General features: G+C 41.0%; 10 protein-coding genes and 2 pseudogenes. 8 read left to right on the plus strand and 4 right to left on the minus strand.

Translation table 11 applies throughout. The annotated features are described in order from the left end of the window. Positions 1-52: 52 nt before the first annotated feature. Together bioA and DXA05_RS05505 are read right to left on the minus strand one after the other, a co-directional pair. Positions 53-2466: pseudogene (gene bioA / locus DXA05_RS05500) on the minus strand (adenosylmethionine--8-amino-7-oxononanoate transaminase). Between the two features lie 91 nt (positions 2467-2557). Next, complete coding sequence (locus DXA05_RS05505) at positions 2558-3667, minus strand: DUF4421 domain-containing protein (RefSeq protein WP_118219443.1); 1110 nt, start codon at positions 3665-3667, stop codon at positions 2558-2560. Positions 3668-3824: 157 nt separating this feature from the next. Between DXA05_RS05505 and DXA05_RS05510 the strand changes: the two genes are divergently transcribed. Beyond that, complete coding sequence (locus tag DXA05_RS05510) at positions 3825-6953, plus strand: TonB-dependent receptor (RefSeq protein WP_128858887.1); 3129 nt, start codon at positions 3825-3827, stop codon at positions 6951-6953. A gap of 14 nt (positions 6954-6967) precedes the next feature. Next, positions 6968-8449 carry a RagB/SusD family nutrient uptake outer membrane protein gene (locus tag DXA05_RS05515; protein ID WP_049702475.1) on the plus strand — a complete coding sequence of 494 codons (1482 nt, stop codon included), beginning with the start codon at positions 6968-6970 and terminating at the stop codon, positions 8447-8449. A 132-nt stretch (positions 8450-8581) separates the two neighbouring features. On the opposite strand, the gene DXA05_RS05520 is transcribed toward DXA05_RS05515, so the two are convergent. Next, positions 8582-9787 (minus strand): MFS transporter, encoded by a 1206-nt coding sequence (locus DXA05_RS05520; protein WP_009039884.1) that lies wholly within the window; start codon positions 9785-9787, stop codon positions 8582-8584. A gap of 161 nt (positions 9788-9948) precedes the next feature. On the opposite strand from DXA05_RS05520, the gene DXA05_RS05525 reads away from it, so the two are divergent. The 5 genes and pseudogenes from DXA05_RS05525 to uxuA all read left to right on the plus strand — a co-directional run bounded on the left by DXA05_RS05525 (position 9949) and on the right by uxuA (position 14117). Next, entirely contained in the window at positions 9949-10194 is a 246-nt protein-coding gene (locus tag DXA05_RS05525; RefSeq protein ID WP_004313353.1) for a GlsB/YeaQ/YmgE family stress response membrane protein, read from the plus strand. A 44-nt stretch (positions 10195-10238) separates the two neighbouring features. After that, positions 10239-10526, plus strand: a complete 288-nt coding sequence (locus DXA05_RS05530; RefSeq protein WP_015532932.1) for a YtxH domain-containing protein — start codon at positions 10239-10241, stop codon at positions 10524-10526. 388 nt (positions 10527-10914) lie between these two features. After that, on the plus strand, positions 10915-11988 hold the full coding sequence (locus tag DXA05_RS05535; protein WP_008025616.1) for a substrate-binding domain-containing protein: 1074 nt from the start codon (positions 10915-10917) through the stop codon (positions 11986-11988). A 21-nt stretch (positions 11989-12009) separates the two neighbouring features. Continuing rightward, a pseudogene (locus tag DXA05_RS05540) lies at positions 12010-12821 on the plus strand (SDR family oxidoreductase). Between the two features lie 126 nt (positions 12822-12947). Beyond that, positions 12948-14117: a mannonate dehydratase gene (gene uxuA / locus DXA05_RS05545; RefSeq protein ID WP_049702477.1), complete on the plus strand. Its 1170-nt coding sequence runs from the start codon at positions 12948-12950 to the stop codon at positions 14115-14117. Positions 14118-14193: 76 nt separating this feature from the next. On the opposite strand, the gene DXA05_RS05550 is transcribed toward uxuA, so the two are convergent. Beyond that, positions 14194-14790 (minus strand): 3'-5' exonuclease, encoded by a 597-nt coding sequence (locus tag DXA05_RS05550; RefSeq protein WP_128858888.1) that lies wholly within the window; start codon positions 14788-14790, stop codon positions 14194-14196. A gap of 117 nt (positions 14791-14907) precedes the next feature. Between DXA05_RS05550 and DXA05_RS05555 the strand changes: the two genes are divergently transcribed. Next, entirely contained in the window at positions 14908-17337 is a 2430-nt protein-coding gene (locus DXA05_RS05555; RefSeq protein ID WP_128858889.1) for a HAMP domain-containing sensor histidine kinase, read from the plus strand. Positions 17338-17367 lie beyond the last annotated feature (30 nt).

Consider the following 17367-nt stretch of genomic DNA (forward strand, 5'->3'; position numbering starts at 1 on the left):
TCACCGAGGAACAGATCTTTGGGTGAAAATCCGGTAATATTCTTTTTATCTGTCATCTTTTTTGAATAACTTTAAGTAACCCGGAAGTCAGTTTGCTTAATTGTTCCGAAGTAATGATGAAAGGCGGCATCAGATATACCAGTTTGCCAAAGGGACGTACCCAGATTCTTTCTTCCACAAATCGTCGTTGCATATAGGCCATATTTACCGGACGCTTCATCTCAATGACTCCGATAGCTCCGAGTATTCGTACATCAGCTACTTCCGGAAATTCCCGTGCAGGTGCCAGTTCTTCTTTCAGTTGAGTTTCAATTCGCTTCACATTCTCTTGCCAACCGGATTCGAGTAATAGGCGAACGGAAGCGCAAGCCACTGCACACGCAAGTGGATTACCCATAAATGTAGGCCCGTGCATAAAAGCTCCCGGTACATGGTTGGAGATGGTATCTGCTATCCGGTTACTGGCTAATACAGCAGAAAGTGTCATATATCCTCCGGTCAGTGCTTTGCCGATGCACATGATATCCGGTTCTACTCTGGCGTGTTCCCACGCAAAAAGTTTGCCGGTACGTCCGAATCCCGTTGCTATTTCGTCGAAGATTAGAAGAATATTGTGCTTCCGGCAAAGCTTTTCTGCTTCACGCAGATACTGCGGATGATAAAACCACATGCCACCTGCTCCCTGTACCACCGGTTCCAGGATAAGCGCTGCCAACTCTTTTGAATGTTTTTCAATCATCTCTTGCAGAGGTAGTATATCTTCCGGATTCCATTCTCCGTCGAACCGGGAAGTGGGGGACGGGACAAAATAACGTACAGGCAATGCTGAACCGAAAAGACTGTGCATACCCGTCACCGGATCACATACAGACATGGCATTCCACGTATCACCGTGATAGCCGGAACGGATAGTCACGAAATTATTCTTTTCCGGTTTTCCTGCTGCATACCAATATTGTACAGCCATTTTCAGTGCCACTTCTACGGCTACCGAACCGGAGTCTGCATAGAATATTTTCTGCATGGAAGAAGGAACCAAAGGCAATAATAGTTTCCCCAATTCAATGGCCGGATCATGCGTCAGTCCTCCGAACATGACATGAGACATTTTATCTAATTGTTCTTTTGCCGCCTGATTCAATACCGGATGATTATATCCATGCACTGCACACCACCAAGAAGACATTCCGTCAATGAGCGTTTGTCCGTCTTCGAGGGTAATGGTGGCTCCCTCTGCCCGTTTCACTTTGTAGACAGGAAGCGGATCGGTAGTCGAAGTGTACGGATGCCAGATATGTTCGCGGTCAAACTGGGAACCGGCGAAATGATAACCTTCTTCCTGAATCATCTTTTTGTCTTCCGATACTTTGGAACCGAGAGTTGTCAGCAGGTCGCCTACGATAGCCGAGTTAATACCGATATATAATGCTTTGTGCATCGCCTCGGAAGAAAGTTGTGAACGTCCTCCGGCAAATCTTAGAAAAGCTGTCGGATTAATAAAACGAAAGATAGCGATGGTTTTAAGTATTTCTTCTTCGCTTAAAGGCTGCTCGTTTTCCAGTGGAGTTCCCGGAATCGGACTAAGCAGGTTGATAGGTATGGACTGAACATTCAGTTCTTTTAAAGTGAAAGCAAATTCAATCCGTTGCTCCATCGTTTCTCCCATACCGATGATACCTCCGCAGCAGATATCCATGCCTACACGACGGGCTGCATCGAGAGTAGCCAGTTTTTGTTCTTGTGTATGTGTAGTGCAGAGTTTGGAAAAATAAGACGGAGCCGTTTCCAGGTTACAGTGATAACGGGTGATTCCGGCTTCGTGTAGGGAACGTAGCTCTTCTTCGTTAAGTAACCCCAGAGAAGCACAGAGCTGAATGGACGAGTGACGTCGCATTTGGCGAACGGTATCGCAAAGTTGGGTGATCTGTTTGGGAGATGGTTTTCGTCCGCTGGTAACGAGAGAGAAACGGTTGACGTCTTGAGCTTCATTGTATTTCGCCTGTCGGAGACATTCTTCAGCGGGAAGGAGATCGTAAATATCGGCTTTAGTCTTGTAATGAGAGGATTGTGCACACCATTTACAGTTTTCCGGGCATCGGCCGGACTTGGCGTTGATGATGGACACATGTCGAATTCGTGCGAAGCACGTGCGACGGTAATCTCATGCGCGGCGGCATATAGCGCCTCGCTGTCAGCCATGTTGGCTAGCCAAGCGGCTTGGTCGGGCGAAATATCAATGCCTGCCAACACTTGGTCTTTTATTTCCTGAAGTGTCATAAATGTATGATAAGGGATAGTAATTTTAGCATTCTGCTTACGAAGGGCAACGTCCACAACATTGATGTGCAGATGACCGATTTGGAATTCACGTCCCATACTCGCAAAAGCGGCATAGTTCTTTCTGCCCCAATAACGGAAGCGGGAAAGAAGGGTACGTGTGGTCTGTATGTGGCGTTGTTGCTTCATTGATTTTTTACTTTTGTTCGTTAGAACGTGGCAAATGTACAAAGATTCTTTGGATAAGCAAGCAAGTTTACAATTTCTGATATCCGTACTTTTATTTCTTTTTCCTGTATTCTTTGCGCAAGTTGAAATTGAATCCGGCATATATCTGAAGAGTGCCGAAACCATTGTCTACAGAGAAATTATTCCGGTGGTAATTATAGTTTTTCCCAACGAAAGAAGTACCTACAAAGTATTTTCCGTTATTATAAACAACCCCTGCACGGAGTAGAAAATCCAGATTAAATTTGCCGTACCATGCTTTTCCCTCGTGAGTTTCCGCATCTACATCAGAGGCTTTATAGGCAATGGCAGGGGTGAGAGACAAACATGCCAGGCAGTTGCGGGCAAAGACCCAGTTGTAGGCATATCCGAAACTGATATTGGCATTGGTATATTTTATATCCTTGACTTTCATACCGGGATTCATTGTCTGCTGTAGAAAAACAGGAAGTTCTGTGTAGTCGAAGTCGAGATGATGCTTTGAAATAGAAAAACCGGCAATAAATGTTCCCGCGTTGCGTCGTTGGTTGGTGGACTGGCTGAAGGCGGCCGGATAAGAGAATTTTCTGTTATTGAAGATATAATATAAGTTCAGTCCTTTTATATCCACCTTTATTCCACTGAAATCCTCGGAATAGTTGGAGGGAATATCTTCAGAAAATCCTCTGATCTTATGTATCTTGTAATTGTTTCCGGTACGACGGTAGAATATATCTACGCCAAGTTTGGAACTATATAAGCTAAGGTCAAACTCTGTACCTCTATTCTTCCGGTTGGTTTTCCGATAGATATCATCCACATCTACGGACCATCCCAGGAAAATCCATCGCCAGCCGAAATACAATCCTATTTTATTATGCGGGTTGGGAGAGAAACTAAGTTTTTGTGGTTGAGGCTGTTCGCTGGTGACAGAGTAATATTCGAAGTTGCTGAAATGAGTAGCCATCAACGCATAATTATAACGGTTCGGGCTGATATAGAGCGTATCAAAATCACTGAAATTCATAAATTTCTTGATTGCTCTTTTGAAAGGACTGGACTGGGTGACCGTTGTGGAATCTATTCTTGTACTATCATTTGTAGAAAGGGCTTTCTCTTCACTTTGTGCCTGTAAGGACAGTGAAAATAACAGAAAAAGATATAGAATAACCCGTTTCCCCATGCGGTTCTTTGTTGTTTTAGATGTTTTTCGTTTCACGAATGTACTACCTTTCGTTGATTTATGCTAGTAATCTTCTAAAAAATGTTTCGTTTCCTAAACAAAAAAGTTCAATATACTGTTAGTTACAACAAGCAAATAAATCTTAAGCCACAAAATTATGAGAATCTATTTACGTTTATTAGTCGTGTCTCTTCTGCTTTTTGCAGGAAATATAGTATATGCGGAAGCACAGCAGGAGAAACGCGTGACGGGTACGGTGACTTCTGAAGGGGAGCCCTTGCCTGGTGTCTCCGTACAATTGAAAGGAGCATCCTCCGGCACCATCACCGATATTGATGGAAATTATTCAATTGAAGTTCCTGCTACCGGCACTTTAGTGTTCCGCTTTGTAGGAATGAGATCGGTAGAGCAACCGGTGAATAACCGAAGTGTGATTAATGTCACGTTGGAATCGGAAAGTAAAGAACTGGAAGAAGTAATGGTAGTAGCTTATGCTATCGCTAAGAAGTATAGTTTTACCGGAGCAGCTTCGACGATGAAAGCGGGTGAGATTGAAAAGCTACAGACTTCGAGCGTATCGCGTGTATTAGAAGGGACGGTGTCCGGAGTACAGGCTAGTGCGGCAAGCGGGCAGCCGGGTACGGATGCGGAAATCCGTATTCGTGGTATCGGATCTATCAATGCATCCAGCGCTCCGCTTTATGTGGTGGACGGTGTTCCGTTCGACGGTAGTGTGAATTCTATCAATCCTGATGATATATCTTCGATGACAGTATTGAAAGATGCGGCTTCTGCTGCTTTATACGGTTCACGTGGCGCAAATGGGGTGATTATTATCACAACCAAGCAAGGAGATCAAAATACCAAAGCGACCGTAAAGGTAAAAGCCTCTTTAGGAGGTTCCAATCGTGCCGTGCGTGATTATGATCGTGTCAGTACCGATCAATACTTTGAATTGTATTGGGAAGCACTTCGCAATCAGTACGCCAAGAGCGCGGATTATACTCCGGCAACTGCTGCGGCACAAGCATCCAAAGACCTGGTTACGAAATTGATGGGAGGTGGACCGAATCCATACGGTCCCCAATATGCGCAACCGGTCGGTACAGATGGAAAATTGGTGGCAGGTGCCCGTCCATTATGGAATTCAGACTGGAGTGATGCCATGGAACAACAAGCACTTCGCACAGAGTTGAATCTAAGTGTTTCCGGAGGCGGAAAAGCAAATCAGTATTTCTTTTCAGCCGGCTACCTGAATGATAAAGGTATTGCGCTTGAATCCGGTTATCAGCGTTTCAATCTTCGTTCCAATATCACCAGCGAAATGACTTCCTGGTTGAAGGGAGGAGTCAATTTGAGTTTTGCACATTCTATGCAGAACTATCCGGTTTCTTCCGACTCCAAAACCAGTAATGTGATTACCGCAGGACGTACCATGCCGGGATTTTATCCGATTTATGAAATGAATACCGACGGTAGTTACAAATTGGATGAGAATGGAGACCGCATTTATGACTTCGGCTCTTATCGTCCTTCCGGTTCGATGGCAAACTGGAATCTGCCGGCTACTTTGCCTTTAGACAAATCAGAACGAATGAAAGATGAAGTTTCCGGTCGTACTTTCTTGGAAGCTACGATTATTGAAGGATTAAAATTCAAGACAAGTTTCAACTTTGACTTGATTAATTATAATACGTTGGATTATACGAACCCTAAATTAGGTCCGGCTAAAGAAAACGGTGGCGGCGTCAGCCGAATGAATACCCGCACTTTCTCTTGGACATGGAATAATATTGCTACGTATGACAAGACAATTGGTGAACATCATTTTAATGTTCTTGCCGGTGTGGAGGCCTATTCTTACCGCTACGATGAACTGACAGCATCACGTTCCAAAATGGCGCAGCCTGATATGCCGGAGTTGGTAGTCGGTTCACAGTTGACCGGAGGTTCGGGGTATCGCATCGACTATGCGTTGGTGGGTTATCTGACTCAAGCATTATACGACTATCAAAATAAATATTTCTTCTCGGCATCCTATCGTCGCGACGGTTCTTCACGTTTTGCGCCGGAGACCCGCTGGGGAAATTTCTGGTCGTTGGGTACTTCCTGGCGTATCGACCGGGAAGAGTTTATGGCAAGTACTTCCGACTGGTTGTCTGCCTTGACTCTGAAAATGAGCTATGGTGCGCAGGGAAATGACAACCTGGGTACTTATTATGCAAGTAAAGGACTTTATACCATTGTTTCCAATTTGGGAGAAAATGCGTTAGTGTCCGACCGTATGGCAACTCCGAATCTGAAATGGGAAACAAACCTCAACTTTAATGTAGGTATCGACTTCTCCCTGTTTAATAACCGTTTTTCCGGTTCATTTGATTTCTTTACACGTCGTTCGAAAGACCTGCTTTATTCACGTCCGATAGCTCCTTCCCTGGGATATGGTTCTATTGACGAAAATGTAGGAGCCTTGAAGAATACAGGTATAGAAATGGTGCTTAACGGAACGATTATCAATCAGAATGGTTGGGTATGGAAACTGGGTATGAACTTGACGCATTATAAGAATAAGGTGACAGATCTCCCATTGAAAGATATGCCGCGAAGTGGTGTGAACAAGTTGCAGGTAGGTCGTTCGGTGTATGATTTCTATATGATAGAGTGGGCGGGAGTAGACCCGGAAAATGGAGATCCGCTGTGGTATAAGAATGAGGTGGATGCAAATAAGAATCCGACCGGAAAACGTGTCACAACAAATGATTATGGTTCGGCTGACTATTATTATGTCAACAAATCGTCTCTTCCGAAGGTGTATGGCGGATTCAATACGTCTCTTTCCTGGAAAGGATTTGATCTTTCGGCTATCTTTGCTTATAGTATCGGTGGATATATCTACAATCGTGATGTCACAATGATTCTGCACAATGGAAGTTTGGAAGGTCGCGACTGGTCGACGGAGATTCTAAGAAGATGGACTCCCGACAATCGCTATACCGATGTCCCTGCTTTGAGTACTACCTCTAATAACTGGAACTCGGCTTCCACTCGCTTCTTGCAGAATAATTCGTATATGCGATTGAAAAACCTGACACTTTCCTATAACTTACCCAAACAATGGATTAGTAAGTTGTCATTGAGCAGTGTGCAGGTATATGTACAAGGAGATAATCTGTTTACCATTCACCGGAATCAGGGACTAGACCCTGAACAGGGAATTACCGGTATCACTTATTACCGTTATCCGGCTATGCGAACCATCTCCGGAGGTATCAATGTTTCTTTCTAAATTCAGACTAAATTATGAGAAAAATAAAAATTCAATCCATTCTTGCGGCAGTTGCCGGACTTTTCCTGGCAACGAGTTGCAGCAGCAGTTTTTTGGATACGGACCCCACAGATGCGGTAAGTTCGGATAAGGTATCTGTACCCGAAAATGCGGAGGCACTTGTGAATGGTGCCTGGTATAATCTGTTTGATTATTCAAGTACCTATGCCAATATCGGTTATCGGGCACTTCAGTGTCTGGATGATATGATGGCAAGTGATATTGTTTCCCGTCCGAAATATGGTTTTAACTCTTCGTATCAGTTCAATGATATAGCGCAATCCTCAAATGGTAGAACAGAGTTTGCCTGGTATCTGATATATAAAACGATAGATAATTGTAATACTGCCATTTCTATCAAGGGGGATTCGGAAGAACTCCGTCAGGCACAGGGACAAGCATTGGCATTACGCGCCTTTTGTTATTTGCACTTGGTACAGCATTATCAATTCACCTACTTGAAAGATAAAGATGCTCCGTGTGTTCCTATATATACCGAACCTAGCAATAGCTCCACTGTACCGAAAGGAAAATCAACAGTGGCACAGGTTTATCAGCTTATTTTCGACGACCTCACTCTGGCGAAGGACTATTTGAAAAACTATGTCCGCAGCGGTGATAATCAAAAGTTCAAACCAAATGTAGCAGTAGTCAACGGTCTTTTGGCTCGCGCTTACTTGCTGACCGGACAATGGGAAGAAGCCGCAAAAGCTGCCGAAGCAGCACGTGCAGGATATACGTTGATGACAACTACAGCCGAGTACGAAGGTTTTAATAACATTTCCAATAAAGAGTGGATATGGGGATTTCCTCAAATTCCTTCCCAATCGGATGCCAGCTATAATTTCTATTATTTGGATGCAACATACGTAGGAGCATATAGCAGCTTTATGGCTGATCCCCATCTGAAAGATACATTTACCGAAGGTGATATTCGTTTACCTTTGTTTCAGTGGATGCGTGAAGGATATTTGGGATATAAGAAATTCCACATGCGTGCAGATGATACGGCTGATCTGGTCTTGATGCGTGCTGCTGAAATGTATTTGATAGAAGCTGAAGCAAAAGTACGCGATGGCGTAGCGTTGGCACAGGCTGTAGCTCCATTGAATACATTGCGTAATGCCCGTGGAGTAGGGGATTACGAGGTGACAGGAAAATCACAGGAAGATGTAATCAATGAGATTCTGATGGAACGTCGCCGTGAACTTTGGGGAGAAGGATTTGGTATTACCGATATACTTCGTACACAAAAGGCAGTAGAACGTGCTGCTTTATCGGATGAGATGCAGAAGACAGAAGTCGATTGCTGGCAGGAGGGTGGTAGCTTTGAAAAACGAAATCCTCTGGGACATTGGTTCCTCAACTTCCCGAACGGTAAACCGTTTACAGTAAATAGCACTTATTATTTATATGCTATTCCACAGAAAGAAATTAACGCTAACCCTAACATATAAATAGCTCTCTTAATTTTTTGACTTTGACCTTAACTTGTAGACCGGTATACGTCGTGACGATGCATACCGGTCGTTTTCTTTGGAAAAGAGGGAGCGCAAAATGTGACACACCCCATTTTATTTAATCTAATCTTATTCTATTTTTTTCTTCTTCAAATTCGGTAAAAAGAATGTGACCAATCCTAGTAGCGGCATATAAGCACAGATATTATATACATATTCAATACTCGTTTTATCCGCTAAATTACCGAGTACGGCAGATGCTACACCAGCCACCCCGAATGCAAATCCAAAGAATAACCCTGATATTAATCCGAGCTTGGTAGGAAGCAATTCCTGTGCATAAAGCAATATAGCGGGAAAAGCGGAAGAAAGCATCAATCCCACACAGAAGCTAAGGATAATAGTCCACATCAAATTAGCATGTGGCATTAGTAAACTGAACGGGGCAGCTCCCAAAATAGAAGCCCAGATCACATACTTCCGACCAATTCGGTCACCGACAGGTCCACCAATTAATGTTCCGATAGCAGTAGCTACCAGAAAGATAAATAAATATAGTTGCGAATCTTGTACGCTTACATTAAATTTATGAATCAAGTAGAAAGTATAATAACTCGTGAGACTTGCCATATAGATATATTTGGAGAAAATCAGAATCAGCAATATCGCGATTGAAAGGGCTGTCTTATCCATAGGCAAAGGAAGATGAACAGGTTTTCTGACACTGACGGTCTGTGCTTTCATCCGGTTTAGATATGATTTATACCATTTGCAAATTGGGTACATCACTCCGATAGCAGCTAAAGCCACAAATGCAAATACGATGAGATGTTGTCTGCCATAAGGAGCCACCAACAGAGCAACCAGTAAAGGACCTAATGAACCTCCGAAGTTACCACCTACCTGAAAGAGCGATTGTGCTAGTCCACGTTTCCCGCCGGAGGCAAGGAATGTGATACGGGAGGCTTCCGGATGTAGTACGGAAGAGCCAATTCCGATTAAGAATACGGAGGCTAATATCCAGTATAGATTATCAGAGAATGCTAAGTTTATCAAACCAATCAGTGTAAAGCTCATTCCGATAGGCAACGACCATGCAACGGGATATTTATCAAAAATGATTCCGGTAATCGGTTGAAAGACCGAAGCCGAAAGCTGATAAACCAGTGTGATAAGGCCGATTTGCGCAAAACTTAATCCTAAATCATCTTTGAATAGCGGATAAGCTGCTGAAACAACGGACTGTAAAAGATCATTGAGACAGTGTGAAAGACTTAATGCGATTAAGATGGAAAATGTAATTTTTCCTACGGGTTGTTCCTGATTTTGTACCATGATACCTATTGCTTTAGAAGTGTTCCTGAAAAATTGGCTGCAAAGGTACGCAAACTTTCCCGTTTCTCTAAGACTAAGGATTCTAAATTGTCGTTAATTCAATTTTGACTAACTGAACTATTCTCCGTACCTGCTGTTGTTAAATAAAAAAGGAGGATTATATGGGCTTTATTTGGTATATCATTATTGGTATTGTGGCTGGATTCCTCGCAGGTAAAGTAATGCGCGGCGGAGGCTTTGGTCTTATTATAAATTTATTACTTGGTATTCTTGGAGGTGTACTGGGCGGTTGGGTATTTGCCCTTTTCGGACTGTCAGCTTCAGGATTGATCGGAAGTTTGATAACTTCCACTGTAGGGGCTATCCTTGTATTATGGATTGCTTCCTTATTCTCGAAATCTAAATAGATATTTATATAATTTATTTTTAATCCTAAAAACAGAACTTAATTATGGAATGTAGACATGGAAATTTCTGGATTGGACTCGGAATTGGGTCAATCCTCGGCGCAGTAGCTTATCGTCTTTCACGTACAGCAAAAGCAAAACAGTTGGAAAGCGAAATTTATAATGCTATCCATCGTATAGGTCGCGATGCTGAAATAGCAGCTGCTCATGCTGAAAGAAAAGCAATGGATCTTGGACTTAAAGCAGTAGAAACCGGTGCGGAAATTGCTGATAAAGTAGCGGCAGAAGCCGACAAAATGGCCGGAAAAGCAAAAGATAAGTGGGAAAAGTAAGAATCCCAAAACGGGTAATCGATTTAAATATAATTGGTTACCTGTTTTATTTTTTGTATATTTAATCTTTTATCCCTAGCTTTATTTAGTCATCGTATCAATGTGTGTGCGAACACATTTAGGCTAATCTTCTTTATTATTATCGTTTCCTTCAAGAATTGGGAGTTACTTTCTCTCTAACTTTTCATCTGAAAAGAGTCTTTTTCTCTATACTATCTTTACTTTTTCTTATGTTTAACAACATGTATGTTTTCTGTTTGTTGGAGTTAATTGTTTGATTATTAATTGTATATGTTTGTTTTGATATAATGTGTGTGCGCACACACTATTGCTTAATTCAATAATTCATTTTACTTTTGCCGATGAAAAACAAGATGCTTATCAATATATGGATAAAGAGTTTTCAAATATTCGGATTGTAGACATTGCTAAGATGGCAGGTGTCTCTGTTGGCACGGTAGACCGTGTAATCCATAATCGTGGAAGAGTATCTGAAGAAAACAGGAAAAAAGTACAGGCTATCTTGGAAATGGTACATTACCAACCAAATCTGATGGCACGTTCATTAGCTGCCTCCAAAAAACAATATCATATCCTTGCAATAACTCCTTCTTTTGTGCAGGGGGAGTATTGGGAAGCTATTTCGGAAGGTATAGATAAAGCTGCGGCGGAAATGGAATCATATAATATCACCATTACCAAACTCTTTTTCGATCAATATAATAACAAGACTTTTGATGATATCATCCGAAATCTGCTGAATGAGAAAGTGGATGGGGTATTGATTGCGACTTTGTTTACAGATTCTGTTATCCGGCTTTCGCAGGAGCTTGACAGGAATGAAATACCATACGTGTATGTTGACTCCAACATTGGAGGGCAACATCAACTGGCTTATTTTGGAACGGAATCTTATGATGCCGGAGTGATTGCTGCCAGATTATTGATGGACAGGCTTCCTTCTTCTTCCGATATATTAATGGCACGGATTATTCATAGTGGGAAGAATGATTCTAACCAGGGAAAGAACAGGCGCGAAGGTTTCTGTCATTATCTCACTGAAACAGCGTTTAACGGAAATCTGCATGAAGTAGAACTGAAAATAAATGATTCAGTGTATAACTTCATGAAACTGGATGAAATCTTTGAAGCTAATCCGAATATTAAAGGCGCTATTATCTTTAATTCAACTTGCTATATTTTAGGAAATTACCTGAAAGCAAGAGGAATGCAGGCTGTCAAACTGGTTGGTTATGACCTTATCGGCAGAAATACGCAATTACTTTCCGAAGGTGTGATAACCGCATTGATTGCGCAGCGCCCCGAGCGTCAGGGGTACGATGGTGTTAAATCATTGTGTAATCATTTGCTGTTCAAGCAGAATAGTGAGAAAGTGAATTTGATGCCTATCGATATTCTCCTTAAAGAGAATCTGAAATATTATCTGAACAATAAATTATAAACATATAAATTTATAAGAACCATGAATGAATTATTTAACGTAAAAGACAAAGTAGTTGTTATCACCGGCGGAGCTGGTATTTTAGGTAAAGGTATTGCTGCGTATCTCGCAAAGGAAGGCGCAAAAGTGGTTGTACTCGACAGAAGTGAAGAAGCTGGAAAAGCATTGGTAGACAGTATCAAAGCAGAAGGAAATGAAGCAATGTTCCTTTACACTGATGTGATGGATAAGGAAGTGCTGGAAGGCAACAAAGTGGAAATTATGAAAGCTTATGGCCGTATTGATGTTTTGTTGAACGCTGCTGGAGGTAACATGCAGGTGCAACTATCGCTCCGGATAAAACTTTCTTTGATTTACAGATTGACGCATTTAAGAAAGTGGTGGATTTGAACCTTTTCGGTACAGTATTGCCTACAATGGTATTTGCTGAAATTATGGTAGAACAGAAGAAAGGTTCTATTGTAAACTTCTGCTCTGAATCAGCTCTTCGTCCATTGACTCGTGTCGTTGGTTATGGTGCAGCTAAAGCAGCTATTGCTAACTTTACTAAATACATGGCTGGCGAACTGGCATTGAAATTCGGTAATGGCTTGCGCGTAAATGCAATTGCTCCAGGCTTCTTCCTGACTGAACAAAACCGTACATTATTGACTAATCCGGATGGCTCTCTGACTGATCGTTCAAAAACAATTCTCGCTCATACTCCATTCAACCGTTTCGGTGAACCGGAAGATCTTTATGGAACAATCCATTATTTGATTAGCGATGCTTCCAACTTCGTAACAGGTACAGTAGCTGTAATCGATGGTGGATTTGATGCATTCTCAATTTAATAAATGGGGAATTGGGAATTAAAAATAGAGAATTGGCTGCGTAGCATCCGTATGCCGACTCTCAACTTTTAATTTTCAACTTTGATTTCTTAATTCTTAATTTTCAATTCTTAATTTAATAACAATATGTATTTATGTGAACAAACTTGGCGCTGGTATGGTCCTAACGACCCCGTTAGCTTGTGGGATATTAAGCAGGCAGGCGCTACCGGTATAGTAAATGCTCTTCATCACATTCCGAATGGTGAAGTGTGGACAGTAGAAGAGATCATGAAACGTAAGCAAATGATTGAAGAAGTAGGTCTGACATGGTCTGTGGTAGAAAGTGTACCTGTACACGAACATATCAAGACACAGACTGGTGACTTCATGAAATACATTGAAAACTATAAGGAAAGTATCCGTAATCTGGCGAAGTGTGGCGTAATGGTAGTTACTTATAACTTTATGCCCGTACTGGACTGGACACGTACTGACCTTGCCTATACAATGCCTGATGGCTCTAAAGCTCTTCGTTTCGAAAAGGCGGCTTTTGTAGCCTTTGACCTTTTCATCCTGAAACGTCCGAACGCAGAAAAAGATTACACTCCTGAAGAAATAGCTAAAGCAAAAGCTCGTTTCGAACAAATGAGCGAAGATGATAAGAAACTGTTGGTTCGCAATATGATTGCCGGACTTCCAGGCTCGGAAGAAAGTTTCACTGTAGAACAATTCCAGCAGGCATTAGACCGTTATAATGATATTGACGCTGAAAAGCTCCGTTCCAACTTGATTTTCTTCTTAAAAGAAATTGCGCCTGTTGCCGATGAAGTAGGCGTGAAGCTGGTGATTCACCCGGACGATCCTCCTTACACTATTTTAGGTTTGCCACGTATTTTGAGTACGGAAGAAGATTTCAAAAAACTGATTGAAGCCGTGCCTAACGAATCCAATGGCCTTTGCTTATGTACAGGTTCTTTCGGAGTGCGTGCCGACAATGACCTTGCAGGCATGATGGAACGTTTCGGTGATCGTGTAAACTTTGTTCACCTGCGCAGCACACAACGTGACGAAGAAGGAAACTTCTATGAAGCGAATCATCTGGAAGGGAATGTAGACATGTACAATGTGATGAAGAGCCTGATTCTTCTGCAACAACGTCGTAAATGCTCTATCGCTATGCGTCCCGACCATGGTCATCAGATGATTGATGATTTGAAGAAAAAGACAAATCCGGGATATTCTTGTCTGGGACGTCTTCGCGGACTGGCAGAACTTCGTGGCTTGGAAATGGGTATCGCTAAATCTATTCTTTAGTTGAAGTTTTAATTAGCACTTTATTATAAAAACACTATGACTATTATTGAACGTGATAATAGTTGTGGTGTTTTTTTTATTTATTCTTTTTCACTTGTTGAGGGATAAGTGAGGCGAATAAGTCTCCAACATGCGTATCTTTATCGGCTTTTTTTGCTTTCTTCGGTTTGGGAGGATCGGGGATAATAAGCAAAGCTATTTGTGCACAAGCTTCTGCGTCAGCAAGTGCGTGGTGGTGATTCTCTAAATTATATCCGCACCGTTCTGCTACCGTATGCAATTGATGATTGGGCAGATCTTTTCCGAAAACTTTTCTGGAAGTACGGCAGGTACAATAAAATTTGTAATTAGGATAAGTCATGTCATACAATTCGTGAACTGCCCGAAGACAACCTTCATCAAAAGGACTATTGTGTGCAACAAGTGGCAATCCATCTATCAATGGTTTGATTTCAGCCCATACATCGGGAAAATCTTCGGCTTCCACCGTATCGTCGTAAGTTAATCCGTGGATAGCCGTTGTCCATTGCGTATAATAATTAGGAGCAGGACGAATGAGACGATAGATTTTGTTCACGATCTTACCGTCTTTTACAATGACAATACCTACACTACAAACACTTGTACGTTTACCATTGGCCGTTTCAAAGTCGATGGCTGCAAAGTTCCTCATTTATTTCCTTGTTTTAGAGAAACAAAGATAATACAAAAAAGGGTCATGCAAAATATAGAAATAGGATTGATAACCAGGAAATTTATTGATTTTAATAAAAATGAATGTTTTTAATGGATGTTTTCAGTGAAATACCTTTCTTGTTGTGAAAATTATGCTATTTTTGCCAAACATAAACAAAAAAGCATGAACAAAACCTACTTCAAATATAAATACGTTTTAATATTCATTCTTTCATTGCTTGTTTTTATAGGTGGACTAAATTACAAACACTGGTATGTTACTGACAATTTGATGGTAAAGCGTATTTCCCTGATTTACTCCATATCTAAAGATGATATTGGCAACAGAAATATAGAAAAGTTGTTGTATCAGGAGTTTCAGAAACAAGGGATAGAGGTAACGTTTGATAAGTTTTATTTTGATTGTAGCAAATATGATGAGAAAGAGCGGATAGAACATGTAAGGGAATATCTTGAATTTCTAGAAAGTAAATCGACAGACCTTATTCTGACCGTTGGTGACCAGGCAACTAATTCTTTATTATCTACCCGTCACCGGTTATTATCTTCTATTCCTGTGGTAGCTTGTAATGTGCATTTTCCCAATGAAGAACTGATTGAAGAATACGATTCGCAGAAAGTTTATGTATTGCGTGATAGTCCCGATCTGAAACGTAATATCGACTTTATAAAAACATTGTATCCCCATAATGATATGGAGATTATTTATAATATAGATCTGACCTTTCTTGGACATAAATCTTTCGATAGCCTTTCCCGAGTGGTTGACAGGAAGAATGTGAGAGTTCTGGGCTATCAAAAAGCATTTGTGCAAGAGTGTGATTATAAGCATTTGACGGAGATGATTGAATATTTTAATCTGACCCCCGGCTTGATAAATGATAGTGCTAAAAGAAATGGTCTGACAATAAGTCTCTGTCCCTTTCGTTATATAAAAGGATCTTCTTTGCTGGTAATGTTGAAACAATCAAAGAGAAGACAACAAAATCAAGCGTTCTTACTGGATAAATTAGATATGCTGGCAATCCCGATAGTAACAGCTTTAAATATTCCTTCTTTTAGTTGTATTCGTGAAGGTTTCGGTGAAAATGCTAAGATTGTCGGTGGTTATATGGCTACAGAGGGTATTACGGCGAAGGCTGCCGCTAGCCTTGCTACACGTTTGTTAAAGAAAGAAAAAACAGGAATGCCTAAAATAAGAGATTTGGAAAAAGAGTATGTACTGGACTGGACATATTTTTCTGAATATGCGGGTGATATTAGTAATGTTCCGCAAAATGTTCGTATGATTAACTATCCCTTTTACGATCGTTATCGAAAAGAACTTTATTTGTTGGGTGGGTTGTTTGTTCTCTCTTTTATTTTGGTAACCATTAGTTTGTTACGTACACATCGCCGTTCGTTGATGGAGCGTAAGAATCTTCAAATGCTGGAAGAAGCGCACAAACGATTGACTCTTTCTATGAATGGCGGGAAAATTTCACTTTGGAATATTCAAGAAGGTGTTCTTGAATTTGATGATAATTATGTACGATTGGTTGGCATGGAACAACGGAGATTTACAAAAGAGGATATTATGAGATATACCCATCCTGATGATGTACAATTGCTTAGCTCATTCTACGAAACATTATATCAGTCTCCCAGTATGCAAATACAACGAATACGTTTTTGTTTTGGAGGGAAAGAGGCAGATTATCAATGGTATGAACTTCGATGCAGTACCTTGAAAGATGCCCAGGGGGAGATTATGTTGGCAGGCATTATGCAGAATATTCAAAACTTGGTAGAGCATGAACAACAGTTGATTCTAGCGAAACAGATAGCAGAAAAAGCAGAGCTGAAACAGTCGTTTCTAAATAATATGAGTCATGAAATCCGTACACCGCTCAATGCTATCGTAGGTTTCACAAATTTATTAATAGGTGAGGGGGCTGATGAAATAGAACCGGAAGAGAAAGCTGCCATGATTGAAATAGTCAATAATAATAATGAGTTGCTTTTGAAACTGGTGAATGACGTATTAGAGATATCTCGTTTAGATTCAGGCAACTTATCCTTTGATATAAAGGAACATAACATTACGAAAATAATAAAGGAGATTTATGTCACTTACCAAACATTGATTCAGCCTTCATTATGCTTTATCCTTGAACTTGATGAAACAGTTTCCTTACCCGTTAACATCGATTGCTTCCGTTTCACTCAAGTCATCTCTAATTTCCTGAATAATGCAAATAAATTTACCAAAGAAGGAACTATTACTTTGGGGTGCAGAATATATAAAGAGCATCAGGAAGTTTGCGTTTACGTAAAAGATACTGGCAAAGGGATTGATGATAAAGAACTAATGATGATTTTTGATCGTTTTTACAAGACTGATGAATTTGAGCAGGGGAGTGGTTTGGGACTTTCCATTTGTAAAGTGATTATTGAACGACTGGCTGGACGTATAGAAGTACATTCAGAAGTAGGAAAAGGAAGTTGTTTCTCCGTTATTTTGTCTTTGGCAAATATAATTTAGTACAATAAACAGAAGGTATTTAAAAGAAAA

This window comes from Bacteroides sp. AM54-2NS (assembly GCF_003602935.1).
Classification (GTDB): domain Bacteria; phylum Bacteroidota; class Bacteroidia; order Bacteroidales; family Bacteroidaceae; genus Bacteroides; species Bacteroides xylanisolvens.

Coding starts and splice junctions, on each gene's coding strand:
- uxuA (WP_049702477.1), top strand. CDS start 12,948: ATGTATTTATGTGAACAAACTTGGCGCTGGTATGGTCCTAACGACCCC.
- DXA05_RS05550 (WP_128858888.1), bottom strand. CDS start 14,790: ATGAGGAACTTTGCAGCCATCGACTTTGAAACGGCCAATGGTAAACGT.
- DXA05_RS05555 (WP_128858889.1), top strand. CDS start 14,908: ATGTTTTCAGTGAAATACCTTTCTTGTTGTGAAAATTATGCTATTTTT.
- DXA05_RS05535 (WP_008025616.1), top strand. CDS start 10,915: ATGGATAAAGAGTTTTCAAATATTCGGATTGTAGACATTGCTAAGATG.
- DXA05_RS05530 (WP_015532932.1), top strand. CDS start 10,239: ATGGAATGTAGACATGGAAATTTCTGGATTGGACTCGGAATTGGGTCA.
- DXA05_RS05510 (WP_128858887.1), top strand. CDS start 3,825: ATGAGAATCTATTTACGTTTATTAGTCGTGTCTCTTCTGCTTTTTGCA.
- DXA05_RS05525 (WP_004313353.1), top strand. CDS start 9,949: ATGGGCTTTATTTGGTATATCATTATTGGTATTGTGGCTGGATTCCTC.
- DXA05_RS05505 (WP_118219443.1), bottom strand. CDS start 3,667: ATGGGGAAACGGGTTATTCTATATCTTTTTCTGTTATTTTCACTGTCC.
- DXA05_RS05520 (WP_009039884.1), bottom strand. CDS start 9,787: ATGGTACAAAATCAGGAACAACCCGTAGGAAAAATTACATTTTCCATC.
- DXA05_RS05515 (WP_049702475.1), top strand. CDS start 6,968: ATGAGAAAAATAAAAATTCAATCCATTCTTGCGGCAGTTGCCGGACTT.